The sequence below is a fragment of the Sorangium sp. So ce185 genome (assembly GCF_051526825.1).
Lineage (GTDB): Bacteria > Myxococcota_A > Polyangia > Polyangiales > Polyangiaceae > Sorangium > Sorangium cellulosum_D.
This window is the reverse complement of sequence record NZ_CP150316.1, coordinates 5441296-5466887: the sequence shown is the minus strand read 5'-3', so window position 1 is coordinate 5466887 and position 25592 is coordinate 5441296. Positions and strand designations below refer to the sequence as shown.

The 25592-nt window shown below is 72.4% G+C and carries 19 protein-coding genes; 9 read left to right on the top strand and 10 right to left on the bottom strand.

Translation table 11 applies throughout. The annotated features are described in order from the left end of the window. The first annotated feature begins 182 nt into the window (after positions 1-182). Both WMF26_RS20035 and WMF26_RS20030 read left to right on the top strand, forming a co-directional pair. Positions 183-3314, top strand: a complete 3132-nt coding sequence (locus WMF26_RS20035) for a DEAD/DEAH box helicase (protein WP_438001633.1) — start codon at positions 183-185, stop codon at positions 3312-3314. Beyond that, entirely contained in the window at positions 3311-4252 is a 942-nt protein-coding gene (locus tag WMF26_RS20030) for an SWIM zinc finger family protein (protein WP_438001632.1), read from the top strand. Before WMF26_RS20035 ends, WMF26_RS20030 begins: the two co-directional genes overlap by 4 nt. 220 nt (positions 4253-4472) lie before the next feature. Here WMF26_RS20030 and minE read toward each other — a convergent pair whose 3' ends face one another. Then, entirely contained in the window at positions 4473-4787 is a 315-nt protein-coding gene (gene minE, locus WMF26_RS20025; protein ID WP_061621502.1) for a cell division topological specificity factor MinE, read from the bottom strand. Positions 4788-4798: 11 nt separating this feature from the next. Next, a complete protein-coding gene (minD, locus tag WMF26_RS20020) occupies positions 4799-5626 on the bottom strand; it encodes a septum site-determining protein MinD (RefSeq protein ID WP_020736015.1) in 828 nt (275 codons plus the stop codon). Positions 5627-6012: 386 nt separating this feature from the next. On the opposite strand from minD, the gene WMF26_RS20015 reads away from it, so the two are divergent. The 4 genes from WMF26_RS20015 (at position 6013) to WMF26_RS20000 (ending at position 13111) form a co-directional block, all read left to right on the top strand. Next, positions 6013-9951, top strand: coding sequence for a serine/threonine-protein kinase (locus WMF26_RS20015; RefSeq protein WP_438001631.1), 3939 nt, complete (start codon positions 6013-6015; stop codon positions 9949-9951). 442 nt (positions 9952-10393) lie between these two features. Continuing rightward, complete coding sequence (locus WMF26_RS20010) at positions 10394-11143, top strand: S1 family peptidase (RefSeq protein WP_438001630.1); 750 nt, start codon at positions 10394-10396, stop codon at positions 11141-11143. Positions 11144-11465: 322 nt separating this feature from the next. Next, a complete protein-coding gene (locus WMF26_RS20005) occupies positions 11466-12593 on the top strand; it encodes a substrate-binding domain-containing protein (RefSeq protein ID WP_438001629.1) in 1128 nt (375 codons plus the stop codon). 74 nt (positions 12594-12667) lie between these two features. Next, positions 12668-13111, top strand: a complete 444-nt coding sequence (locus tag WMF26_RS20000; RefSeq protein WP_061623012.1) for an NADAR family protein — start codon at positions 12668-12670, stop codon at positions 13109-13111. Positions 13112-13181: 70 nt separating this feature from the next. Here WMF26_RS20000 and WMF26_RS19995 read toward each other — a convergent pair whose 3' ends face one another. Continuing rightward, positions 13182-13856: a hypothetical protein gene (locus WMF26_RS19995; protein WP_438001628.1), complete on the bottom strand. Its 675-nt coding sequence runs from the start codon at positions 13854-13856 to the stop codon at positions 13182-13184. Positions 13857-14007: 151 nt separating this feature from the next. On the opposite strand from WMF26_RS19995, the gene WMF26_RS19990 reads away from it, so the two are divergent. After that, on the top strand, positions 14008-14973 hold the full coding sequence (locus WMF26_RS19990; protein ID WP_437320926.1) for a DUF4423 domain-containing protein: 966 nt from the start codon (positions 14008-14010) through the stop codon (positions 14971-14973). A 52-nt stretch (positions 14974-15025) separates the two neighbouring features. On the opposite strand, the gene WMF26_RS19985 is transcribed toward WMF26_RS19990, so the two are convergent. Then, a complete protein-coding gene (locus WMF26_RS19985) occupies positions 15026-15700 on the bottom strand; it encodes a cyclase family protein (RefSeq protein WP_438001627.1) in 675 nt (224 codons plus the stop codon). Positions 15701-16016: 316 nt separating this feature from the next. Between WMF26_RS19985 and WMF26_RS19980 the strand changes: the two genes are divergently transcribed. Beyond that, positions 16017-17744, top strand: coding sequence for an ABC transporter substrate-binding protein (locus WMF26_RS19980; RefSeq protein WP_438001626.1), 1728 nt, complete (start codon positions 16017-16019; stop codon positions 17742-17744). 27 nt (positions 17745-17771) lie between these two features. On the opposite strand, the gene WMF26_RS19975 is transcribed toward WMF26_RS19980, so the two are convergent. The 3 genes from WMF26_RS19975 to minC all read right to left on the bottom strand — a co-directional run bounded on the left by WMF26_RS19975 (position 17772) and on the right by minC (position 21579). Beyond that, positions 17772-19361: a carboxypeptidase regulatory-like domain-containing protein gene (locus WMF26_RS19975; RefSeq protein WP_438001625.1), complete on the bottom strand. Its 1590-nt coding sequence runs from the start codon at positions 19359-19361 to the stop codon at positions 17772-17774. Between the two features lie 203 nt (positions 19362-19564). Continuing rightward, positions 19565-20125: a hypothetical protein gene (locus WMF26_RS19970; RefSeq protein WP_438001624.1), complete on the bottom strand. Its 561-nt coding sequence runs from the start codon at positions 20123-20125 to the stop codon at positions 19565-19567. A gap of 611 nt (positions 20126-20736) precedes the next feature. Further along, positions 20737-21579 (bottom strand): septum site-determining protein MinC, encoded by an 843-nt coding sequence (minC, locus tag WMF26_RS19965; protein WP_438001623.1) that lies wholly within the window; start codon positions 21577-21579, stop codon positions 20737-20739. Between the two features lie 215 nt (positions 21580-21794). Between minC and WMF26_RS19960 the strand changes: the two genes are divergently transcribed. After that, positions 21795-22568, top strand: coding sequence for a hypothetical protein (locus WMF26_RS19960; protein WP_438001622.1), 774 nt, complete (start codon positions 21795-21797; stop codon positions 22566-22568). A gap of 32 nt (positions 22569-22600) precedes the next feature. Here WMF26_RS19960 and WMF26_RS19955 read toward each other — a convergent pair whose 3' ends face one another. Genes WMF26_RS19955 through WMF26_RS19945 form a run of 3 tightly spaced genes read right to left on the bottom strand, consistent with a single transcriptional unit; the run spans position 22601 to position 25486 of the window. Then, positions 22601-23173 (bottom strand): hypothetical protein, encoded by a 573-nt coding sequence (locus WMF26_RS19955; protein ID WP_438001621.1) that lies wholly within the window; start codon positions 23171-23173, stop codon positions 22601-22603. 1 nt (position 23174) lies between these two features. Further along, positions 23175-24533: a hypothetical protein gene (locus tag WMF26_RS19950; protein WP_438001620.1), complete on the bottom strand. Its 1359-nt coding sequence runs from the start codon at positions 24531-24533 to the stop codon at positions 23175-23177. Beyond that, on the bottom strand, positions 24530-25486 hold the full coding sequence (locus WMF26_RS19945) for a hypothetical protein (protein ID WP_438001619.1): 957 nt from the start codon (positions 25484-25486) through the stop codon (positions 24530-24532). Before WMF26_RS19945 ends, WMF26_RS19950 begins: the two co-directional genes overlap by 4 nt. Positions 25487-25592 lie beyond the last annotated feature (106 nt).

Below are 25592 nucleotides of genomic sequence, written 5' to 3'. Positions count from 1 at the left end.
TGTTCTCCGATCGTGCGAATCGGAGGTTCCAAACAAATCCTGGCAATTCGCAGACTCGATTCGGAATGGGCCATACCCCGTGATGGATCGGGGCGCTCCCGCCTATCCAACCACTTTTTCCACCTCACGACGCGCAAAGGCCCTTTTCGTCCTGCTCGGGTGTGCCATGAATCTGCGCGTCGATGCCGCTCGTCTTCCTGCCCGACGATCTCCGCTTCTTCCTCTGGGACGACTCGGCCCCTGAGGGTCTAGCGGCCCGGTCGCTCGGCGAGACGACCCCGGCCGAGGCGGTGGTGGTCACCGAGGCGGGGCGCGCCGTGAGGAAGACCGGAGAGGCCGCGCCGCTCCTCGACGGCGTGTCCGCCCTCGCCAGCATGGCCCAGGACGATCTCGGGCGAGCGCCGCCGTCGGTCGCGGCGTGGAGCCTGGCGAGCAAGCTCGCGCTCGACCTCGTGGTGCGCGAGCGGGTCGTGCCCCGCGTCGCGCCCGCCAGCGCCGCCGGGGAGCGCGCCGAGGCCCGCTGGGCGGCGTCGCTCGCCGCCCCGGAGGACGCCGCGCGCGTCGCGGCGCTCGCCCGCGCCATGCCGCCCGCCGCGCACGCGGTGCCGGCCGGCGCGCAGGCCGCCGGCGCTCCCGATGGCCGCGGAGGCCGCGGGCGCCCCCGCGCGGGCGCCGCCCCGGAGGTGTGGTCCGCGGAGGCCCTGCTGCGCGCGTTCCTCGACGCCGTGGCGGACGCGCTCGCGCGCGGCAGCGCGACGAACCGCCCCAAGGCGCCGCCGCGGCCGGCGCACGCGCCCTGGGAGCACCGGCTGGTCCTCGCCCTGACGGGCCCGCAGGCCGCCTTCGCCACCGAGGGGCTCGCCGAGCGCGCGCTCGTCGCCGACCTCGACGCCTGGGCCCGGCCCGCGCTCGGGGCCTGCGACGCGCTGCGCGCGTGCTTCCGGCTGGAGCTGCCCGAGGGCGACCGCGGCTTCGCGCTCCGCTTCCTGCTGCAGGCGACCGACGATCCGAGCCTGCTCGTGCCCGCCGCCGACGTGTGGAAGGCCCGGGGGCGCACGCTGAAGGCGCTCGGGCGCGCGTTCTCCGATCCGCAGGAGGCGCTCCTCGCCGCCCTCGGCGCCGCCGCGCGGCTGTTCGCGCCGATCGCGCGCGCCCTCGGCGAGGCGCGGCCGGAGCAGGTGGCGCTCGAGCCCGCGGAGGCGTGGGCCTTCCTCGCGCAGGCCGCCCCGGCGCTCGGCGAGGCCGGGTTCGGCGTGATCGTGCCGGGCGAGCTCCTCGTCTCGGGGCAGCGCCGCCTGCGCCTCCGCCTGCGCGTCGGCGGGGCGGGCCGCACGGCCGGCGTGGTCGCGGGCGGCGCCGGGCTCGGCCTCGACGAGGCGCTCGACTTCGCGTGGGAGGCGGCGCTCGGCGACGAGCCGCTCTCGGCGCGCGAGCTCGCCGCGCTCGCGCGGCAGAAGTCGCCGCTCGTCCGCCACCGCGGGGCCTGGGTCGTCGTGGTGCCCGAGGAGCTCGCCGAGATCCAGCGGCGCCTCGAGGCCGGCGGCGGGCGCCTGCCGGCGCGCGAGGCGCTGGAGGTCGCGCTCGCGGGCGAGGCCGAAGTCGACGGCCTCTCGGTCCCCGTCGTCGCCGAGGGGGCGCTCGCGCAGGCGATCGCGCGGCTGCGGTCGGGCGCGGAGCGCGCCGCCGCGCCGCCCGCGGGGTTCGCCGGGGCGCTGCGCCCGTACCAGGCGCGCGGCGTCGCGTGGCTGCAGACGATGGCGAGCCTCGGCCTGGGCGCCTGCCTGGCCGACGACATGGGCCTCGGCAAGACGGTCCAGCTGCTCGCGTTCCTCTCGGGCCGGCGCGCGGCGGCGCCGGAGGACGCGCGGCCGGCGCTGCTCGTCGCGCCGACGTCGGTGGTCGGCAACTGGGAGCGGGAGGCGGCGCGCTTCGCCCCTGCCCTGCCCCTCGTGCGGCACTACGGCGAGGGGCGGGCCCGCTCCGCCGAGGAGCTCGCGGCGCGGGCGGCGAGCGCGCGGGGCGACGGCAGCCCGGGCGGCGCGCTCGTCGTGACCACGTACGGCCTCCTCCGCCGCGACGCCGCGGCGCTCGCCGGCGTGGACTGGGCGGCGGTCGTGCTGGACGAGGCGCAGAACATCAAGAACGCCGCCTCGCGCACGGCCCGCGCCGCGCGCGCGCTCCGCGCCCCGCACCGCGTCGCGCTGACCGGCACGCCCGTCGAGAACCGCCTCGCCGAGCTCTGGTCGATCCTCGAGTTCGCGAACCCCGGCCTGCTCGGCCCGCTCGAGGCGTTCCGGCGCGCCTACGCGGTGCCCATCGAGCGCTACGGCAACCGCGAGGCCGCCGAGCGGCTCCGGCGCATCGTCGGGCCGTTCTTGCTGCGTCGCGTCAAGACGGATCCGACCGTGGTTCCGGACCTCCCGCCGAAGATCGAGGCGCCGGTCTTCTGCGCGCTCACGCGCGAGCAGGTGACCCTCTACCAGGCGGCGCTCGACGAGGCGATGCGCCGCATCGAGGAGGCGGAGGGCATCGCCCGGCGCGGGCTCGTGCTCGCGCTCCTGACGATGCTCAAGCAGATCTGCAACCACCCGGCGCAGTACCTCGGGGAGGCGGGGCCGCTCGCGGGCCGGTCGGGCAAGCTCGCGCGCCTCACGGAGATGCTCGAGGAGGCGCTCGCGGAAGGCGATCGCGCGCTCGTGTTCACGCAGTTCCGCGAGATGGGCGATCGGCTGGTCCGGCACCTCGCGACGTCGCTCGACACCGAGGTCCTCTTCCTGCACGGCGGCACGCCGCGGCTCGCGCGCGACGAGATGGTGCGGCGGTTCCAGGACGATCCGCGGGGGCCGCGCGTGTTCGTCCTCTCGGTCAAGGCCGGCGGGGCGGGGCTCAACCTGACGGCGGCGAGCCACGTGTTCCACTTCGATCGCTGGTGGAACCCCGCGGTCGAGGACCAGGCGTCGGGCCGCGCGCACCGGATCGGGCAGCGGAGCGCGGTGCAGGTGCACAAGCTCGTCTGCGCGGGCACCGTGGAGGAGAAGGTCGACCGGATGCTGGAGCAGAAGCGCGACCTGGCGGCGCGGGTCGTGGGCGAGGGCGAGGCGTGGATCACCGAGCTCGACGACGCGTCGCTGCGCGAGCTGTTCGCGCTGTCGCGGGACGCGGTGGCGCTCGCGGGCGAGCTGGACGACCGCGACGAGCCGGAGCCGGACGGCGAGCGGCCGGAGGGGGGCGAGCCGGGGGAGCGGCCCGCACAGGGCCGGCAGCGGGGCTCCGCGCGAGCTGGGGCGCGCGGCCGGGGCGAGGCGCGGACATGAGCGCGCCGCGCTGGGCGCTGATCCGCCGCGAGGCCGGGCCGAAGCCGCCGCCGCCGGCGCGGGGCATCCGGATGAAGCGGGCCGGCGCGACCTGGTGGGGCAAGCGCTGGGTGGAGGCGCTCGAGCGGATGTCGCCGGACGACGCGGCCCGCCTCGGGCGCGGGCGCACGTACGCGCGCGCCGGGCGGACGCACGACCTCGAGGTGAAGCCGGGACTGGTCACGGCGCGCGTGACCGGCTCGCGGCCGCAGCCATACAAGGTGATCCTCACGATCGCGCGGCTCGACGACGCCACGTGGGCGAAGGCGATCGCGGCCATGGCGGCGCGGGCGAAGTTCGCGGCGGACCTCCTCGCCGGCCGGATGCCGGAGGAGATCGACGAGGCGTTCCGGAGCGCCGGGGCGAGCCTGTTCCCGGAGCGGCCGGAGGACCTCACCACGGCCTGCTCGTGCCCCGATTGGGCGAACCCGTGCAAGCACGTCGCCGCGGCGCACTACGTGCTCGGGGAGGCCCTCGACAAGGACCCGTTCCTGCTGTTCGAGCTCCGCGGGCGCACGCGCGCGCAGGTGATCGAGGCGCTCCGCGCCGCCCGGGGCGCCGCGCCGGGCGGCGCGAGGGGGCGGAGGGCGCGCGGGGGCGCGGGCCGAAAGCGCGCGCCCTGCGCCGCCGACGAGCCGCCCGTGGCGACGGTGACGCTCGGCCCGATGGAGGCGAGCGACTTCGACGCCTGGCGCGAGCCGCCGCCGGCGCTCGACGTGGCGCTGGCGCCGCCGCGGTCGCGCGGGGCGCTGCTGACCCAGCTCGGCGCGCCGCCCGGGTGGACCGAGGAGCGATCGCCGGCGGAGCTCCTCGGGCCGCTGATCCGGGCGGCGTCCGAGCGGGCGCGGGAGATCGCGATGGCGGAGGGCCCTCGTCGAAGCGGAAAATCCGATCGTTAGACTACCTAACGATCCGGGTGGCGCGGCGCCACGCGCCCGCGCGGTGGTGGTGGCCCATTTGCCCCGGAGCGATTCCCATGAAGGCGGGAAGATCATTGATCTTTTCTTCCCGCCTTCATGTTCAAATTCGGCCACCACCCGCGCGGTGGACCAGGGCGGTCCAGCTCCTGGACCAGGTGGAGCGCTGGAACCGGGTCGAGGCGCGCCCGCGCGCGCCCCGTCAGAAGCTCCGCGCGGCCGGGGTGCCCGCGCGGGACGCGGCGGCGCGCACTGCGGCGCGCTCCGACTCGGAGAGCACCACGTTCAGCTCGAGCACGTCGCAATCGCCGCTCCGCTCCACGTTGACGCTCACCTGGTCCAGATCGATCCGCTCGTACTTCGAGATCACCTGGAGCAGCTCCTGCTTGAGCCGCGGCAGATAATCCGGCTCGCCCGTCGGGCGCACGCGCTCGCGCGCCACGATGATCTGCAGACGCTCCTTCGCCACGGTCGCCGACTTCGGCTGCGACCTCCGGAAATAATCCATGATCGACATGGCACAACCCCCTAGGCGGTCGCCGCCTGGCCGCCGAAAATCCGGCTGAAGAACCCCTTCTTGGCCGGCTCGAGGAAGCGGTGCGGCCGCTCCTCGCCGAGGAAGCGCTGGACCACGTCGAGGTAGGCCTGCGCCGCGTCGCTCGTCGGATCGAGCACCACGGGCGTCCCGGCGTTCGACGCCTGGAGCACCGCCTGCGACTCCGGGATCACGCCGAGCAGCGGGATGCCGAGCAGCTCCAGCACGTCCTTGTGCCCCAGCATCTCGCCCTTCGCGACGCGCGCCGGCGCGTACCGCGTGAGCAGGAGGTGCGTCTTCACCGGCTCCTCGCCGAGCTCCGCCCTCCGCGTCTTCGCGTCGAGCAGGCCGAGCACGCGGTCCGAGTCGCGCACCGAGGAGACCTCGGGGTTCGTCACCACGATCGCCTCGTCCGCGAAATACATCGCCATCTGGGCGCCCCACTCGATGCCGGCCGGCGAGTCGCAGAAGATGTAATCGAAGCCCGCGGCGCGCAGCTCGTCCAGGATGCGTCCGACCCCGTCCATCGTGAGCGCGTCCTTGTCCCGCGTCTGCGACGCGGGCAGCACATAGAGGGTCTCGATCCGCTTGTCCTTGATCACCGCCTGGCGGACCGTCGCCTCGCCGCGGATCGCGTTGACCAGATCGTAGACCACGCGGCGCTCGCACCCCATCACGAGGTCGAGGTTGCGCAAACCCACATCGAAATCGATGGCAATCGTCTTGTAACCGAGAGCCGCGATACCGGACGCGAGGTTTGCGGTCGTGGTGGTCTTGCCGACTCCGCCCTTGCCCGAGGTGACGACGACTACCTTTGACACCAGAAACCTCCTTAGATGGTTCGAAAGACGTGGCTGTCCGACGGCCGAGCCCGCCCGGATGCCCGTCTCTCCGGCGCTGAGGAGGCGCCGTCGACGTGTTCGGAGCTCGGCGCCCACCCGATTCCCTTGAGGCCGGGGACGCGCTCGACTGGGTACGTCATGGCGCGCCGAACGAACAACTTTTTTGCGGCGAAACTTGCAGCGTACCCCATCCGGCGACCTGGTTCCAAATTCCCTACATGTAGGCAAACGCTGCACGGCCGCGGATCGCGGGCATTTTTGCGGGAAGAGGCGGCCCGGTCGCCGGGATCTCCGGGTCGATCGCCCCGCGCCCGCTGCGCGCCCGCGGCCTTTGGCGCGGTCGCTTATGCAATACTGTTGTCGGAATGACACCGGGTCAGCGGATCGGACCGCATCACGCGGTGGAGCGGCGGGCCGGGGCGGGCTCGCTCGGCACCGTCTACCTCGCGCGGCACGCCGAGACCGGCGAGCCGGCGGCGATCAAGGTCCTCCGGGATCCGAGCGAGGAGGCGCTCAAGCGGTTTGCCCGCGAGGCGCGCGCGCTGGCCGCGCTGCAGCACCCCCATATCGTCCGGTACGTCGACCACGGGGTGATGGCGGACGGCGAGCCGTACCTCGTGATGGAGTGGCTCGAGGGGGAGGACCTCGGCGCGCGGCTCGCGCGCGGGCGGCTGGAGCCGGCCGCGGCGCTCCGGCTCGCGGCCAGGGTCGCGGAGGGGCTCGAGGCCGCGCACGGCCAGGGGGTCGTCCACCGCGACATCAAGCCGCAGAACCTCTTCCTCCCGCAGGGCGACCTCGATCGGGTCAAGATCGTCGACTTCGGCCTCGTCCACCTCCGCGACGCCACGTACGCGCTGACGCGCGAGGGGCAGACGCTGGGCACGCCGTCGTTCATGCCGCCCGAGCAGGTCACCGGCGAGCAGGAGATCGACGCCCGCGCCGACCTGTACGCGCTCGGGTGCGTGCTGTTCGCGTGCCTGACGGGCCGGCCGCCCTTCGCCGCCGCGCAGCTCGTGGCCACGCTCGCCAAGGTGGTGTTCGACGAGGCGCCGCCGCCGAGCTCGCTCTGCCCGGGGCTGCCGGCGGCGCTCGACGCGTTCGTCGCGCGGCTGCTCGCCAAGAAGCCCGCCGCGCGGCCCGCCAGCGCCGCCGCCGTTGTCGAGGCGCTGCGCGCGCTCGAGGCCCGGCTCGGCGGCCCGGCCTCGTCGAGCGCGCCCGCCTCGTCGGCCGCCCTCACCGGCCGCGAGCGCCGCGTCGCCAGCGTGATCCTCGCCGCGGGCGCGGGCGACATCGGGCGCGGCCTTGCCGCCGCCGACCGGACCGCCCCGCTCGGCGGCGCCCCCCCGCTCGACGCCCTCGCCCTGACCGCGCAGGCGCTCCGCCAGGTCGTGACGCGCCACGGCGCCCAGCTCGAGCTGCTCGGCGACGGCTCCCTCGCGGCGCTGCTCCCGGGCGCCGGCTCGCCCACCGAGCTCGCCACGAGCGCCGCGCGCTGCGCCCTGACGATCCGCGGGCTCCTGCCCGGCGCGCGCGTGGCCCTCGCGACCGGCTGGGACGAGGTCGAGCGGACGCAGCCCATGGAGCAGGTCATCGACCGCGCCAGCGCGCTGCTCGAGGGCCGCGCCGAGGGCCCGGCCGACGGCGCGCCGCCGATCCTGCTCGACCCGATGACCGCGGCCCTCCTGAGCGACCGGTTCGAGGTCTCGCGCGGCGCGGGCGGGCTCGTGCTCGTCGGCGAGATCGAGCCCGCCGACGAGGCGCGGCGGCTCCTCGGGAAGCCGACGACGTGCGTGGGACGGGAGCACGAGCTGCTCCTCCTGCAGGCGACCTTCGACGAGTGCGCCGCCGAGTCCGAGGCGCGCGCGGTGCTGGTCACGGCCGGCGCCGGCGTCGGCAAATCGCGCCTGCGCCACGAGCTCGTGCGGCGCCTCGCGGCGCGCGGGGAGCCGGTCGAGGTCTGGACCGCGCGCGGCGACTCGATGCGCGTCGGCGCGCCGTTCGGCATGCTCGGCCAGATCGTCCGGCGCGCGGCGCGGCTGCTCGACGGCGAGCCGATCGCGGCCCGCCGGCAGAAGCTCGCCGCGCGCGTGTCGGCGCACGTGCCCGAGCCCCTGCGGCGGCCGGTCACCGAGTTCCTCGGCGAGATGGTGGGCACGCCCTTCCCGGACGACGACAGCGTGCTGCTCCAGGCGGCGCGGCAGGACGCGAAGCGCATGGGCGACCAGATGCAGTGGGCGTGGGTCGAGCTCGCCCGGGCCGAGTGCGCCGCCCGGCCGGTCCTGCTCGTCCTGGAGGACCTCCACTGGGGCGACCGGCCGACCGTCGAGTACGTCGACGCCGCGCTCCGGCTCCTCGCCGGCGAGCGGCTGATGGTGCTGGCGCTCGCGCGCCCCGAGGTGCGCAAGGCGTTCCCCGGCCTCTGGGGGGATCGCGCGCTCACCGAGCTCCGGCTCAAGGAGCTGTCGCTGAAGGCGTGCGAGCGGCTCGTGCGCGAGGCGCTCGGGCCGGGCGCGCCGGCGGCCACGGTCGCCGAGATCGTGGGGCGGTCGGCGGGCAACGCGTTCTTCCTCGAGGAGCTCGTGCGCGCGGCGACGGAGGGCGGCCCCGGCGGCGTGCCGGAGACGGTGCTGGCGATGATGCAGGCGCGCCTCGGCGGGCTCGTGCCGGAGGCGCGGCGGCTGCTGCGCGCCGCCAGCGTCTTCGGGGAGGTGTTCTGGCGCGGGGCCGCGCGGGCGCTGCTCGGCGCCTGGGTGGACGAGCCCGAGCTCGACGCCGGCCTCGCGGAGCTCGAGCAGCGCGAGCTCATCGCGCGCCGGCCGGACGCCAAGTTCCACGGCGAGGTCGAGTACGCCTTCCGGCACGCGCTCCTGCGCGACGCGGCCTACGAGATGCTGACCGAGGACGATCGGGCGCTCGGCCACCGCCTCGCGGGCGAGTGGCTCGCCCAGTCGGGCGAGACCGACGCGATGGTGCTGGCGACGCACTTCGAGCTCGGCGGCGAGCGCGGGCGCGCCATCCACTGCTACCGGCGCGCGGCCGAGCAGGCGCTCGGCGGCAACGACTACGCGGCCGCGATCGAGCGCGCCGAGCGCGCGATCGCGTGCGGCGCGGCCGGCGACGAGCTCGGGGAGCTCGCCACGATCCAGGCCGAGGCGCACCGCTACCGCGGGGATTTCGCCTCGGCCGAGCGGCACGCGGTCGCGGCGATGGCGGCGCTGCCGGAGGGGAGCGTGCGCTGGTACCGCGCGGCGAACCTGGTGGCCCTGGCGGCGACGCCGCTGGGCCATGAAGAGAGCGCCACGGCGCTCGCCCGGACGCTGTGCGCGCGCTGGTCCGAGCGGGCGGCGCGCGGCCCCGAGCTCATCGTGATGGCGCAGGCGGCGAGCGGGCTCCTGGTCCTGCGGGGCGAGTGCGAGGACGCCGAGGCGCTGTGCCGCCGGATCGACGCGGTGGCCGAGCGGTTCCGGGGCGATCCGGCCGTGAGCGCGACGATCCTGCGCCTCGGCATGCACCGGGCGATCCTGGCGGGGGATCTCGGCACCGCGCGCGAGCGCTGCGAGGCGGCGGCGCACGGCTTCTCGCAGGCGGGCGACGCGCGCATGGCGTGCAGCTCGCGGAGCAACGCCGGGCACCTCTGCAACGAGCTCGGCGCCTATGCCGAGGCCGCGGCCCTGATCCGCGCCGCCCTGGCCGACGCCGAGCGCCTGGCGCTCGCGAACACGGTGGCGCACGCCAAGGAGAACCTCGGCCGCGCGCTCCTCCACCTCGGCGCCCTCGACGAGGCGCGCGCCCTGGAGCTCGAGGCGCGCCGGCACTTCGTGGCGGCCGGCCAGCGGCGGCTCGAGGGCGGCACCTACATCTACCTGGCCGAGGTCTTCCGCCTCGCCGGGGACCTCGCCGCGGCCGAGGCCGAGGCGCGCCGGGCGTGCGAGCTCCTCGCCGACGTCCCCCCGCTCGTGCCGTGCGTGCTCGCGACGCTCGCGAACGTGCTGCTCGCCCAGGGCCGCGCCGCCGAGGCGCTCGAGAGCGCGGCGCGCGCCGCCGAGCTCGCCTCCGCGGCGGTGACCTCGCGCGGCCACCTCGAGACGGGCGAGTCCCTGGTCTACCTGGTGCACGCCGAGGCGCTCGCGGCGTCGGGCGACCTCGGCGGGGCCCGCGCCGCCGTCGCGCTCGGCCGCGATCGGCTGCTGGCCCGCGCCGCGAAGATCGCGAACCGCGCGTGGCGCGCGGGCTTCCTCGAGAACGTGCCCGAGAACGCCCGCACGCTGGCGCTCGCTCGGGCGTGGCTGGGCGAGCATCGATGACGTCGCGGTCCGCCGGCGAGGGACGATGCGCCCCATCCAGGCCTCCCCGCGGCGGAGCCCCATCGCGAACAATTAGTTAGCCTGGCGAAGTCGCGCCCTCGGGCTTCGGACGACGCGCGCAGCGCTCGCCGTAGCGCGTCGCGCAGCCCATGTCACCGCTGCGCCGAGATCGCCCGGTGGGCCGTGATGCGCGCGGCAGAAAAAGATCCCTGTCCGTGCAATTCGAGCGAAGGACGACCGAGGTCGCCGCATTCACCAGGTACAAACGAGCGGCGGCGCAGGGACCCGCCGAGCCTCGAGGACCGAGGCCGCTGGGCGCGCCGGACGTGCGTCGTTCTCCGGTCCTCGGGGAGCTCTCGGGGCAGCCCAGGTCCACGCCTGGGCCCCTCTCGCTCAGCTCGACAGCCAAGCGGAGCTTATCATGAGAAGAAGCATCATTTTCGTGGCCGCAGCAATCCTCTCGGCGTGCACGGGAGAGGTGGACGACCTCCCCCTGGCCGAGACGGACGAGACGCCCGCGGGCATCATCGGAGGCACCGTCGACGAGGGCGATCCGGCCGTGGCGATGCTGCGCATCTACCCGCGAGGCGAGGACTTCGGGGCGATCTGCACCGCTTCGCTCATCGCTCCGAAGGTGCTCCTGACCGCGGCCCACTGCGTGACGCCGGACAAGGTCGACGGCGGGACCGTCACGGCCTTCTTCGGCACCGACTCCTTTGGCGAGGAGGGGCTCTGGGTGAACGTTGTCGAGACCCACATCGACCCCGCGTACGACCACACGAACCATCAGGCGGGGCACGACGTCGCGGTGGCCATTCTCGCGGAGCCCGTCGCCATCCAGCCGCTCGCGTACAACCGGGCGCCGCTGACCGCGGACAGGGTCGGCGAGCCGGGCCGGCTGATCGGCTTCGGCGATGATCACGAGATCTGGGGGTTTGGCGGCCTCAAGCTCCACGTGTCGACCACCGTGCACACCGTCACCCCGTCGCTGGTCGGTCTCGGCGACCGGGACCACCACACGTGCGTGGGAGACTCGGGCGGGCCTGCGCTGATGGACGTGAACGGCGTCCCCACCATCGTCGGCGTGACGTCGTTCGGAGGGGTGCAGGCGCCCAGCATCTGCACCGACGGCTGGCATGCGCGGGTCGACCTCTCCCTCGACTTCATCGACCCGTTCGTGAACGCGCCCTAGCTCCGCGTCGCCCGAGCGGCGTCGCCAGGGTTCCTTCCCCCGCCCCTCGCCTTCACACCTACATTTCGAGCCAAACGCCACGATCCACGGACGTGAGATCGCGGTTCTTCGGGACCAGGCCCCGGCCACCGTGCCCCGAGCCACACATTCGCCTGAATTGTGCCTCGGCCCCCAAACCTCCCCTTACGGAACATTTACATCCCGCTTGACAGCGAGATCCTCGTTCTCGTAACACGAAGGATCGAGCATGCTCGCTGCTGCGTCGACTTTCACGCGAGGGTATCCCGCGCGACCGAGCGAACCACGGACGAGGAGGGATCTCATGAAGACGACGGGACGATGCTGGGCGGCCTTCGGGCTCATGCTGGCGGCGGCGGCGTGCGGATCGGGCGATGCCGGCGGCGAGGGCGCCGACAGCGACATCATCACGCGGGCGGATATACCGGACAACGAGTTCTTTCCGATGGAGCTCGAGTCGAGGATCGACAGCCTCGTCGCCGAGCTCAACAAGACCTCGCTCGAGCCGATGCAGATGGTCGTCTTGCTGAAAAACCTGTCCGACTTCTTCGAGCCGATCGCCGTGGGTGCGAACCGGGCCATCGGCGAGCTCGAGGCCATCGGGAACGTGCTCGGGCCCACGGACCAGCCGGACGATGATCCAACGACAACGCAGGACCTCCAGAACCAGCAGATCCAACAGGCGGTGGCGGACCGCGCCAAGGGGATCGGCGTCTCGCCCTTCGGCGACGTCAACAAAGCCGCCATCGACGAGGCGGCCGCGGCCGGGGTCCACGTGGTGACGTTCGACAGCGACCTGGTGGACTCGAAGCGCTCGCTCTACGTCGGATCGCTCGGCTACTCTGCCGGAAAAACGGCCGCGAGCACCCTGCTCGAGATGCTGCCCGAGCCGCCAGGCACGGTGTTGATCCACGGCATCACCGGAAAGGATTGGCCCGACGCATTCGACCGGACGCAGGCGGCCCAGGATGTGATCGGGAAGGCTGGCTACACGTTCACGGTGACCCAGGCCGCCTTCGTCGGCGAAGAGAGCGCCGACGTCGACCAGATGAAGGCCGTCCTCGAGGCCGCGAACCCGCCCGTCGTCGGCATGCTCGGCCTGTTCAACATCTCGTACCGGCTCGTGATGGCCGCAGAGGCCGCGGGCATCGAGGGTGTCCCCATCGTCGCCTTCGATTACGATCCGAAGACCGTCGAGTACATGCGCGAGGGGCGCATCCGGGCCACGCACACCCAGCGGCAGTACTACGAGGGTTACCTCGTGCCCTACATCCTCTACGGCATCAACACCATCGGCCTCGACGCGACAAAGCAGATCCTGGCCCCGCTGGTCGACGACAAGGGCCGGGTCAACATCGGCATCGACGTGGTCCTGTCGGAGAAGATCGACGACTACAACGACTTCCTCAACACGATCGGCGCCATCCAGTAGCGGCGGCGCAGCTCGCGGGAGGCCCGGCGCGGTTCCTGCCGGGCGCCGCCGGCGCCGTGGGATAGACTGGGGCCATGACCGTCATTCGCTTCTACCGCGCCGGCGACGCCCACGGGTTCTTCTCCAACTTCTCGCGCCACCCGTTCACGCTGAAAGGCAAGGTGTGGCCCACGAGCGAGCACTACTTCCAGGCCCAGAAGTTCGCCGGCACGGACCACGAGGAGGAGATCCGGAGTGCCCCCGGCCCCGGCGAGGCGGCCCGCATGGGCCGCCAGCGGAGCCGCCCGCTGCGCCCCGACTGGGAGCAGGTGAAGGACGACATCATGCGCGAGGCGGTGCTGGCGAAGTTCACCCAGCACGAGGATCTCCGCCGCGCCCTGCTCGACACCGGGGACGCCGAGCTGGTCGAGCACACCGCGAACGACGCCTACTGGGCCGACGGGGGCGACGGGAGCGGGCGGAACATGCTGGGGAAGATCTTGATGGAGATCCGCGAGCAGCTGCGCCGCCCGGCCTGAGGGCGAGCCGCCGCCCGCGCCGGAAGGTCCGAAGGCCCTCGCATGCCGCCGGGCGGCGCCGCCGCGGCGCTCAGAAATCCGCCACGTTGAACGGCTGCCCAGATACCGACGAATCGGGCCCAGTCCCGACCGGGTGGGTCTCGGCGATGCCGCTGATCGTGCCGGAGACGGCGCTGCCGGTCAGCTCGCCGCTCAGGTACACGAAGACCTCCCTGAAATCGGTGGGATCGACCTCGGTGACCTCGTACGAGCCCTGGAGCGCGTCGAGATCGATCCTGTGAAAGAAGCGGCCCGCGCCGACCTGCGGGACCCTGAGCGTGACCGCGAACGACTCGTCGAACGCGCCGTCCTCGGTCGAGAAGGCCAGCGGGACGTCGAGCTGCAGGTGATCCGCGCAGTCCACGGCGATCGCCGTCGACTCGGCGCCGCCGGGGCCGCTGTCCGCCACCTTCGCCACCGTCGATCGCACAAAGCGCGCCGCGACGATCTCGCCCGCGGCCACCGTCGCCGTGGTGCTGCCGCCCTGCGACCACGCGAGCGGGGCGGAGCGCTCCCCGGAGAGGGCGGAGAGCGCGTCTCGCGCCGAGAAGCCCAGCGGGGAGACGTCGTCGGCGCCGATGTCCTCCTTCACCTCGTCGCACCCGCCCTCGTTGACCTGGACGCCGCCGATCTGGCCGCCCGGCGCCGTGTCGTCCGAAGGCCCTCCGCCCTCGCCGGACACGCACCCCCACAGGCCAACGCTCATCACCGCCGCCGCCACCCAAGAAAGACAAAGCCGCTCGCGCATGTTCATGACCTCCTGCGGCCTACCTTGCGTCGGCCCCCGGAGCGACGCCAGCTCAGCTTCGCACATTTCATAGAGCAAACAGGCCTAGATATGTGCGAATCTGCGCTACGTGAACCACGAATCCCTCGCAAGAGAGCTGATCCGCGCGCTCCGCGGCCGGCGCTCGCAGCTCGGCTTCAGCCGCCGGCTCGGCTTCCGCACCAACGTCGTGTACACGTGGGAGTCGGGCAGGCGCTGGCCGACCGCGGCCACGTTCCTCGTCGCGGCCCGGCGCGCGGGCGTCGACGTCGCGGGGGCGGTGGGGCGCTTCTTCCCCTCGACGCCCGCCTGGCTCGCGCACACCGACCCTGCGTCCGCCGAGGGCGTCGCGGCGCTCCTCTCGGAGCTCCGATCGATGTCGCCCATCGTCGACGTGGCGCGCCGCGCGGGCAGGAGCCGCTATGCGGTCGCGCGCTGGCTCTCGGGCGAGGCCGAGCCGCGGCTCCCGGACTTCCTGCGGATGGTCGAGGCCTGCTCGCTGCGCCTGCTCGACTTCGTGGCCCTCTTCGCCGACCCGGCGGCGCTCCCGGCCGCGAGCGCGGCGTGGCGCACCCTCGAGGCCCAGCGCCGCGCCGTCTACGAGGAGCCGCTGCTGCCCGCGATCCTGCTCGCCCTGGACATGCCGTCCTACCGCGCGCTGCCGCGCCACGAGCCGGGGTGGATCGCGCGGCGGCTCGGGTTCCCCGTCGAGGACGAGGCGCGCTGCCTCGACCGGCTCGCCGAGGCCGGCCAGATCCGGAAGAGCCGCGGGCGGTGGATCGTCGCGCCGATCCGGACGGTGGACACGCGCCCCGACCCGGACGCCGAGCACCGGCTCAAGTGCTTCTGGGCGGGCGTCGGGCTCTCGCGGCTCACGCGCAAGGCCGAGGGGCGCTTCTCGTTCAATGTGTTCACGGTCTCCGAGGCAGACCTGGCGAAGCTCTCCGAGCTCCACGTGAGCTATTACCAGAACATGCGCGCGGTGATCGCCGAGTCGCGGCCGCCCGAGCGCGTGGTCGTCGTCAACCTGCAGCTCTTCCCGCTCGACGGGGGCTGAGCCGCCGGCGGCGCGCGCGGAGCGCCCCGGCGCGGCGAGCGGCGCGCGCGATTCACACGATGGCGAACGCCCGCACCGGGAACGTGCCGAAGGCGCGGACCTTCACCGGGACGGCGAAGAAGCGGGCGCCGGCGGCGGGGAGCCGTTCGAGCCCGGTCATGTGCTCGCAGATCGGGATGTCCGCGCCGAGCAGGATCGAGTGAACCGGCCGCGTGGGATCGGCCGTGTCGTCGATGTTGTAGGTGTCGACGCCCACGAACGCGGCGCCCGCGCCGGCCAGGAGCCGCGCCGCGCCCTGCGTGAGGAACGGGTGCCCCTCGAAATAGCGATCCGTGCGCCAGTGCTCGCTCCAGCCGGTGCGCACGAGGACGGCCTTCCCGGCGAGATCGAGCCCCTCGAAGGCGCCCTCGTCGATCGCGCGCCCGGACCGATCCCGCGCCTCGACGACCACGCTCTCCAGGTCGGCCAGCGATTCGAGCGGCAGGGCGGCGAGGTCCTTGCCGTCCGCATAGCGATGGAACGGGCTGTCCACGTAGGTGCCCGTGTTCGCGACCATGTCGATGCGGCCAATGTGGAATTCGACACCTTCCGCGTAGACGGCGCGGGACTGCTCGCGCGAGAGGAAGTCGCAGAGGATGGGCGCCGGCACGCCCTTGTACGTCACCATGCCGTGCTCGACGGTGTGGCTGAGGTCGACGAGGATTCGTGAGACGGGGGGGGTGGTCACGGTCCGCTCCTTGGGAGGGTCTCCGCGCGGCGGCGCATCTCGCGAGCGCGGTCGGGTCGCCGAGCCGCCGTCAGTCTCGCGAAAGCGCGCGACGAGATCCAGAAATCGGGCAATCCAGGCGAGTTGACACCCGCCCACATGCGCCGATAGAGTGTGACCACGGGGATGTCGCGCTCGGCCCGAGGGTCCTCGGGGCGAGCCATCGTGGATGGGTGCCGCATCGGGCGCTGGGTCGGGTGCTGTCATCGAAATGGATCATCGCGGGGAGATCGAGCGTGCCCGCGTGGAGAGCTGGATGCCTGGGATGAGTCGAGCCGTGCCGCGCCGAGCGCTCCTCCTGTCGGCGCTGATCCTGTCGACCGGCGCGGGGTTGGGCTGTCGGTCCAAGAGCGGAGGCGCGGAGAGCGGCTCCGTCGCGCCGGAGCGGGCCGCGAAGGCGGAGCCGGCGGCGTCCGCGTCGAAGCCCGCGCCGAAGGGCGCCGCGATGGTCACGATCGCGCGGGAGCAGCAGGCCACCTGGGTGCGCAATTTCAACCCGTTGCTCGCCGAGGGGAGCGTGCGCTTCCCGACGGTCGCCGGCATCTACGAGCCGATGCTCATCTACAACACGATGAGGAACGAGTACACGCCGTGGCTCGCGACGAGCTATGCGTGGAGCGACGGGAACCGGAAGCTCACCTTCACGGTCCGCTCGGGCGTGAAGTGGTCGGACGGACAGCCGTTCTCGGCGAGGGACGTCTCGTTCACGTTCGCGCTGCTCAAGAAGCACCCGGCGCTCGATCTCTCGGGGGTGTGGAGGTTCCTCGGCGCGGTGACCGCGGAGGACGAGTCGACCGTCGAGTTCGTCCTGAGGCGGCCCTATGTCCCCGGGCTCAGCTACATCGGCCATCAGCCGATCGTGCCGGCGCACGTCTGGAAGGACGTCGCCGATCCGGTCACGTTCGCGAACGAGAACCCGGTGGCGACAGGGCCGTTCACCGAGGTGAAGGTCTTTCAGAACCAGGTGTACGAGCTCGGCAAGAACCCGCACTACTGGCAGGAGGGCAAGCCGGCGGTCGACGGGCTGCGCTTCCCGGCGTACCCGAGCAACGATCAGGTGACGATGGCGCTCGTCAACGGCGAGGTCGACTGGGCGGGCGCGTTCGTGCCGGACATCGAGCGGGTCTTCGTCGCCAAGGATCCGGCGCACCATCATTACTGGTTCCCGCTCGTCGGCGGCACGGCCACGCTGTACCCGAACGCGACGAGGAAGCCGTTCGACGACGTGCGCGTGCGCAAGGCGATCAGCATGGCCATCGACCGGGAGCAGATCGTCAAGCTCGCGGCCGACAACTACACGCACGGCGCGGACGCGACGGGGCTGGACGACTCGTACGAGCGGTTTCGCAGCGAGAAGGCGGTGGCGGCGGGCGACTGGGTGAGGTTCGACCCGCAGCGGGCGAACGAGATCCTCGACGACGCGGGGTATCCGAGGGGCGCCGACGGGATCCGGACGAGGAACGGCAAGTCGCTGCGCTTCGAGATCAACGTGGTCAGCGGCTGGTCGGACTGGGTCCGCGCGGTGCAGATCATCGCGCAGAACCTGCAGACCGTGGGCATCGACGCGACGATGAGGACGTACGACTTCAGCGCGTTCTTCGCGGCGCTCCAGAAGGGCGCGTTCGACATGTCGATGGGGTGGACCACGGTGGAGCCGACGCCGTACAACTTCTACCGAGATCTCATGAGCACGGAGCTCCTGAAGCCCGTCGGCGAGGTGAGCGCGCGCAACTGGCACCGCTTCGGGGCGAAGCACGCCGACCCGCTGTTCCACCAGTTCGAGGCCGCGACGGATCCGAGCGACCAGAAGCGCATCCTCGACGCGATCCAGATGATCTTCGTGGAGGCCGCGCCGGTGATCCCGCTGTTCAAGAACCCGTCCTGGGGCGAGTACAGCACGAAGCGGTTCACCGGGTTCCCCACCACCGAGAACCCGTACGCCAAGCTGACGCCGAACAACCCGCCGGAATACCTGCTCGTCTTGACCGAGCTGCGGCCGAGGTGAACGCCCCGGGCGGGCGGGGGCGGAGGATCAGTTGGTGTCGTCGGAGGCGGGCTTCGGCGTGACGTCGAGGTTCACGGTCGCGACGGCGCCGTCCTCGACCTGAGCGGCTTGGCCCAACGAAGCGGCCATGACGGTGACGATGTAAGCACCCGCGGCGAGAGAGGGCACACGGAAGTTGCCGTCCTTGTCGGTCACCGGCGTGTGGCGCTCGAAGCCCTGCTTGCCGCCGCGGTTCGAGGCGACGAGGAGGCGCATCCCAGCGAGGGGCTTGTCTCCGGCGGTGACGCGCCCGCGGAGCTCGCCGGTCCCCGCGCCGAACAGAGAGATGTCGCGCTTCACCGCTTTGCCCTCCTTGACTTTCACGGACACCATGGTCGACCGGCTCTCATCGCGCAGCTCGACGCGCGCCATCCCGGCGGGCAGGTCGTCGATGCGATAGCGGCCCTCCTCATCGGCCACCACGTTCACGAAGCCGACGGAGCGGGCGAGGAGCGTGATCTTGGCGTGGGGGATCGGCGAGCCGTCCTCCCGGCGCGCCACGCCCTGGATGCTCCCGCCGGAGGACATGACCACCTTGACCGGCTCCACCTTGCCGCAGTCGGAGATGTTCGAGGCCAGCGTGGTCACCGCGTGGCTCCCGTCGTAAGCGCGCACCTGGATGTCCCCCGTGGGCACGTGCTCGAGCCGGAACGTGCCGTCGTCCCCGGTCTGCGTCTGCTGCACGTCGGCCGAGGACCGGAGGACCTCCTCGCTCACGGAACCGGACCCGAGGCGCGACTCGGCGTCGACGAACACACCCGGCAGCGGTGTGCCCTGCGCGTCCTCCACCCTCCCGGAGAGGGCGCACCCGCGGGAGAGCGAGAGCTCCACCGTGCCGGTCTGGCCGTGCTCGACGGAGAGCATCTCGGAGAACGCCGGCGCGTGCTCCTCGGCCGTGGCCTTGAGGATCACGTCCCAGGGGGGGATCTGGTCGATGCGAAAGGTCCCATCGGGGCTGTCGAACGTCTGCGAGTACATCGGCGGCGGCGCCGGCACGTCATCGGGAATGGCGGAGAGGACATCGATGGTGAAGCGGCGCACCGGCTCCCTGCGCTCGTCGAGGACGCGCCCGGTGATGACGCCGCTCCGCGAGAGCACGAGGCTCACGGTGTCGCCGCTGTGCGCGACCGTGTTGGTCGGGCCGTAGCCGGCCAGATCGGCCTTCAGCTGGTACGTCCCGTCCGGCAGCCTGAGCTCGAAGCGCCCGCGCTCGTCGCTCTTCACGGCGCGCGCGATCGAGGGGATGTTGCCGGCGACCTCGAAGGTCATTGCGGCGACGGTCGCGCCCGCGAGCGCGTTGCCGTCCGTGTCGTAGATGTCGCCGACGATCCGCGGGCCCTCGGGCTCGCGCGGCCCGGACGGCGCGGGGGCTCTCAGGACGGCCCGGTTACGGTAGGTGGACGGTCTCCTCGCTGTCTCGCTGCCGGCCTCGTCGCTGCCCGCAGAGAGGGTCTCGTTGGCCCTGGGGCGGGCGAGCAGCAGCACCACGGCCGCGATCGCGAGGGCGAGCAGGGCCAGCAGGAGGAGCCTGCTCGAGGACCTGTGAAGGAAGCTTGTTCTTGAGCTGTGCTGTTGCATCGTCGTGTCTCCAGGTGGCGCCCCCCCGGCGACCGCGCGGTCGTGCGGCGAACGCCTGGCACAAAAAGGGAGAGCCGCCGGCGAAAGCCGGCGACTCCCCTCCCGCCAGAGACCGGCGCGCCGCCGGTCACCGGAGCTCCCGTGTGCACCCCGGGAGCTCCGGCCGGCCGCCGATCTGCGGTGTTCCGATCGTGCGTCGAGGATCAGCTGTCGGTCGTGTCCTCGGCCTCCTCACCCTCGTCCGCGTCGATATCCTCGTGCCCGTCGCCAAAGCTCAGAGCGGTGCCTTCGAAAGAGTAATTGACGTTATCGAGGCCCTTGAAGCTGATCGAGCCCCACAAGTTGCCCTCGCGGTCCATGGCCCCCGCAAGCACCTGAACCCGCTTCTTGGCATTCCTGTAGAAGAGATTGCTGCGCTTGTTGCGGTCATTGGCGATGTAACCAACGTTCGGCTCCCTGTCGAGGTCCCTGCAGTCATAGTTGCCGGAATTCAGCTTCTGCAGCAGGAAGAAGTTGGTGCTGCCCGGGATATCCCCCTCGAAGACCACCTTGCAGGCGCGCGCACAGAACTCCACCGGGAAGCCGAGGTACTCACCCTCCTCGTCCTCGATGTAGACGGAAGGATCGCACTTCAACCTGTTGGCTTCGCTGATCTCGTAGCCACCGCTGATCTTGACATCCCACTCAAGGGTGTGCGCCATCGCGCCGGCGGAGAACGTCGCGGCGGCAAAGACAACAAGCGACGAAAGAATGGACTTCTTCATAATACCCCTCCAAGCATGACAACAATGAGCGTTCCCACGCCGGGACACGCCTCCCGGCGCACGGCTCCGCATCCGCCGGTGGGCCAGAGCGACGCCTGGTCGCCGGCTCACCTGCCTCCGCGGGCCCGAAGGCGGTCACGCTCTCGGCTGAGTTCTGCGTGACAGCGAGCGGTAAGCTATTCCACGAGTGCGCCGGTGCAAGAGCTTTTTCGGCTCATGGTATTGTTTCAGGGTAGTCGCGCTGGACGATAGTTGTTTGTTCCAGCGTCGCCAGCCTGCGGGAACACTGGGTTCGTCCTCGCCCCATCCATGCCTGTCGGGATCTGTCACCGGTGCTTCGACGTTGGTCCGGACGCGAGATGTCGACCACGTCCGATCCGACGAAGGTCGTTCGAACCGAACGACCTCTGCCCTGCGCGAGCGGCAGAAGGGCGGCGAAGGCTGCCTGTACGAACGCGCGCGTCCCGGGTGGTCCTCCGCCGAGGACTCGGTCGGCGCCCGTGCAGGCGACGCCCCGGCGGTCGGTTCGCCCCGGATGGCCAGCGGCGGCGTCCCGAACGGCGCGGCGGGCCGCCGCCTGCGGTGAACCTCGGCTGGAGGCGCCGCTGGCGCTACAGCCGCGTGACCACGAGCCCGTCGTTCTGCACCGAGATGCGGGCGGGCTTGCCGCGGTGCTCGTCGGGGATCTCGTCGGCCATGAGGTAGCGGCCGGCGATCGAGACGAACTCAGCCTCTAGGCTCATGCAGAAGATGCTCGCGTCCGCGTTGTTGTGGGCGCCGGCCATGGCGCGGCCGCGGAGCGGCGCGTAGACGTGGATGTTGTCGTTGGCGATGAGCTCCGCGCCCGAGCTGACCGGCGAGAGGACCACGAGGTCGCCGTGGGGGACGTAGATGACCTGCCCGCTGCGCACCGGGTGCCGCACGGTGAGGCCCGCGGGCGGCGGCTCGGCCGCGTCGGCCGCCGGCGCGGCGTCCCTCGGGCGCCGGGCGGGCCCAGCCGCTCCGCGGTCGGGGGCGGCCCCAGCGCCCCCGCGGTCCGCCGGCGCCGGCCCCACCGCGACGGGCCCCGGCGTTGGGGTGAGCCCCTCGGCTTGCGCGCCCTGGCGCGGCGAGCGCGTGAGCGGCGTCCGCAGCACGCCCAGGCCGGCGGCGACGGCCCGCTCGCGCTGGGCGTCGGTCGGGTTGCGCACGGCGATGGGCACGAGGTTGTGCTTCCGCAGGAGGCCGGCGAGGGCGCCGAGGTCGACAGGCTCGTCGCCGAGGGCGTCGAGGTCGAGCAGGATCGGCAGGTGCAGGAAGAAGTGCGGCATCTGCGAGATGTGGTCGGCGAGCTGACGCTCGATGGCCGGGACATCCGCCGTCCGCAGGCAGAGCATCGTGATGGCGGGCATGGTGCCCTTGAGCGCAAACGCCTGCTGCTCCTGCCGCTTCTCCCCTCGCCTGCCCGACACCATCGCTGTCCTCGCTCGCAAAAAGGTGCTTCCGCCGCGGCACTGTAACCCGGATCCGGCGGCGCGCGCCGGAAAAACCGGCGGGCGCGCTGTCGCCGTCAGCGCCGTCAGCGCCGTCAGCGCCATCAGCGCCGGCGCCGCCGGCGCCGTCGCCCCCGACGGGCCGGCGCGTCGCCGCTTGGCTGGCCGCCGCGGGCGATGCTAACGGTGGTTTGGCCATGCCCACCGCGCGCCGCGCCTCCGTACGGCGGCTCGACCTCGATCTCCACGCGGCGGCCTCCTCCGGTCGCCCGGGGGCTCCGCCCGTCGAAGCGCTCGGCCGTCACCTCGCCCTGGAGGTCCCCGGGGTGTTCTCGGAGGCGGAGCGCGCGGCGCTCGTCGAGGGGGTTTACGCCGCACGCGACGCGTGGACTGCCGACTTCGGAGGCGAGCAGTTCTCGCTGGGGCGCGCCTTTTATACGCACCTGGAGCAGGGGCGTTCCCGGGAGTACTTCGCCGACGCGGCCGCGTCCGACGCCCGCGTCGAGCGCCACCTCCCCGGCCTCCAGCGCCGGATGCGCGCGCTCGTCGCGGCGCTCACCGGCGGGCTCGCGCAGCCCCGGCGCGGCTTCTGCGGGCCGGGGGTGCACGTCTTTCCCGCGGGGGAGAAGGTCGCGCGCGAGGGCGGCGTCGTCCACTTCGACACGGAGGGGCTCTCCGACTACCACCTTGCCCGGCGGCTCCGCGCGATCACGGTGGTCGTGATGCTGGAGCTCCCCGACGCGGACGGCGGGCTCAAGCTGTGGGACGTCCTCTACGACGGGAGGGACGATCCGGGCGACGAGGCGCTCTCCGCGCAGAGCCTCGTGGCGAGCTATCGGCCTGGGGGCGCGCTCGTCATCGACAGCTACCGGCTGCACCAGATACAGCCGTTCTCCGGCGGCCGAGACCGGATCTCGGCGACGGTGCACGCGGCGGAGATCGATCCCGGCCGGTGGGAAACGTGGTTTTAACGAGGGGAACTGGGCGGCTGACGGAAGCTGCTCTACACGATCTTCCGCAGATAGTGAAACTTGGGATCGTTCAGATCCTCCGCCGTGAGCGCCCACCCCTCGTCGCGCGGGATGAGGTAGACGACATCCGACTTCACGCTGGCGAAACTCACGTGCCCGAGGTTCTGGAGAATGTGGCCGAACACGTCGCGGCGCCAGAGGCGGTCCTTGGGGATGTCGCAGACGGCGCAGAGCATCCGATCCGTGGGCGAGCCCTGGACCAGCAGGAACGCCATCGTGAACGTCAGGTAGCGCGGCTGGCCGCGGTACGGGTCTGGCGTCCCCGACGGCCCCCTGCGCGCGCCCTCCTCGGTGGTCATGCCGCGGGACCACATGCTGAAGTCGTTGAGCGCGCGGGCGTTGTCGTCGAAATAGTCCCAGCACCCCTTCTCGAGGACATGCAGGTTGGACAGCAGCGCCATCTGCGCGCGGCGGTACTGGTGCCATTTCTGGTTCAGGCTCATCGTCTCGCAATGGCCCTGCACGCACTCGTGCAGCGTGCGCTGCAGGACGCTCCCCGGGTCCATGCGCGCGCACACCTCCATCGCGAAGATCGAGTGCTCCACGCTAGCCTCCGTACCCTCCCGAAGCCCGGTTCCACGAGCCGCTCCGGCTGAGCGCCGCCCCGAGGATCGCGCCGGTGCCGAGCGCCACGACGACAGGCACCGTCCCGAAGCCGTCCGGGACCGGCGGCGTCCCGCCGGCGGCGCCGCCGCTCGAGAACGGCGTCGCCCGCACCATCGGCACATACCCCTTGCCCGGCCGCCGCACGGCGGGCTCGACCGGCGCCGGCCGGGGCGGCGCCCCCCACGGGTAGTCCACCCAGAACCAGCCGTGCGACGCGGCGCTGCCCCCGTAATAGTGAGGAGGCCAGTCCTCGGTGGCGTCCGCGGGCTTCGCCTCCGCAGGATCGGGCGCGAAGACGCTCGCGGCCATCATCGCCACGTGGAGCTGGCGCATCCGGTAGGCGACGAGATCGTCGTTGAGATCGTCCGTCTCGGTCGTGTCCGCCTCCGTGGGAACGACGTACAGCACGTAGCGGACGCCGCGCTCCCACAGGGTGTCGGCGGACGGCAGCCGCGCGACATGCCGGTTGTCGAACTGCGCCGAGTCGTCCGAGTAGGGCGAGAGCCGCTGGCGATCGAGGACGAACATCGTCGCGCGCGGGCCGGGGTGCGGGCGGGCGAAGAGCGGCTGATAATACGCCGCCGCGGCGAGCGTCTGGTGCGCCTTGACGACGCCGCGCGGATGCGGCCAGTTGTCGAACGTGAACACCGGATCGAACGCCTCCGCCGCGCCCGCGGCGAAGGCCACCGACTCCGGGCCATCCAGATCCACGATGACCGCGATGTCCCGGCGCAGGCCGCCGGCCGTCCGGGCGGCGAGGAGCAGGGACGCGAGCGCCTTGCCGCTCCGGTAGGCGCGCTCCATCGCCGGCGTGAAGATCGGCCGGAGCACGCTGCCGAGCGGCGTGATCGGCGCCGGATCCCCCTGGGCGACGAGCGTGGGCACGGCGGAGGGGGACTCGAACAGCGCGGGCACATAGTAGGCGCGCATGGCCTCGTCCGCAGGCCTGAGCTCGGTCGCCATCCTCGCGATCGCGGCCTGATCGAACGGCTTCTTCGACTCGCCGTCGAACGTCACGCTCTCTTGCGCCGCGCCGAAGCTCCAGCCGAAGGTCCGCTGCATGTCGAGCGCCCGCTTCCTCTGGACCTCGTGATCGTCCTCGGAGCACCCTTCACCCGCCACGGCGATCGCCGCCGCGACCCCGGCGAGCCCGACCGCGCCGAGCGCGACCAGGATCGCGTTCCGCCGCGAGGCGTCCTTCGGCGCCTCGGCGAGGCCCTTGTGCCACCAGCGCGCGCCGACGATCCCCGGCTTGTCGAGCAGCTCGTCCCGCTCGAACGGCTCATTCGGCCGGCTCACGCGGCGGCCTCCTCGCCGTCGCGCGGCGCGCCGTCGGCCGCCGCGACGCCTCCCGCCTCCGCGACGGCCCCCGCCCGCGCCGCCCGGCCGTGGTCGCGCCGGAGCGCCTCGATGAACTCCGGGGTGAAGGTGCCGTCGATGCGCACAGAGTACCTGAAGAAAGGATCCGCCTCGACGCCGTGGTAGTCGTGGTCGTTGAACCAGTAAGCCCGGCCCGCGACGGCCGTCTTCCGCCGCGCCCGCTCGTCCCAGAGGAACAGGCGCTTGTTGCCCGCGGGACAGAGCGTGATGAAGTGATCGGGCTCGCGCTCGACGCCGCGGTCCCCCTCCGCGCGCGCCCCCTCCCCTTCCCCGTCGCGGTGCACCGTGCCGTGATCGTTCGCCTCGAGACCCATGATGTTGCAGCGCCCGATCGACGAGAACGGCAGGCGCTTCACGTAGGCGATCGTCTTCGGGAAGAACGAGCGCGCGAGCCGGGTGAAATCCTTGCCTTCGCTCCGGCTCTTGTCGCTCCAGTAGCGGTTCGGGATCAGCTCGACATAGACCTTCCAGGGGAAGTAGACCCCATGGCGGAACTTGAGCCAGAGCATCTGCCGCCGCGAGAGCGGGATCTCGCGCTCCTCGCCGAACTCGAGCGTGGCGCGCGCCGAGCGGTCGATCGCCGAGGGGTCGTCCGAGAGGCGCTGGAAGGTGGCGAACTCCTCGTCGCCGAGGCCGCGGATCACCTCGCCGTAATCCGCGAGCGCCTCGCCGAGGCGCGACGGCGGCATGATGCCCATCGTGCGGTGGCTGCCGCCGGTGTAATCGATCGGCACCTGGGTGAGCCCGAGGCAGATCTCGTCGTGGAGCTCGCCGAGCGGCGCGAGGTCGAGGTACGGCGCGAGGTCGATATAGGGCCGCGCGAAGATGCCCGTGATGCCCTGAGTGCCGGAGTCGCTGGGAGATTCGACCATGGTCCGCCGCGGAGCCGGGCCGTCGCCGGCCGGTGGACGTACCCATATCACAAAGAGCGGCCCGCCCCGCAAACCCTACGCCCGAGAGCGCCGGAGCGCGCCTCGC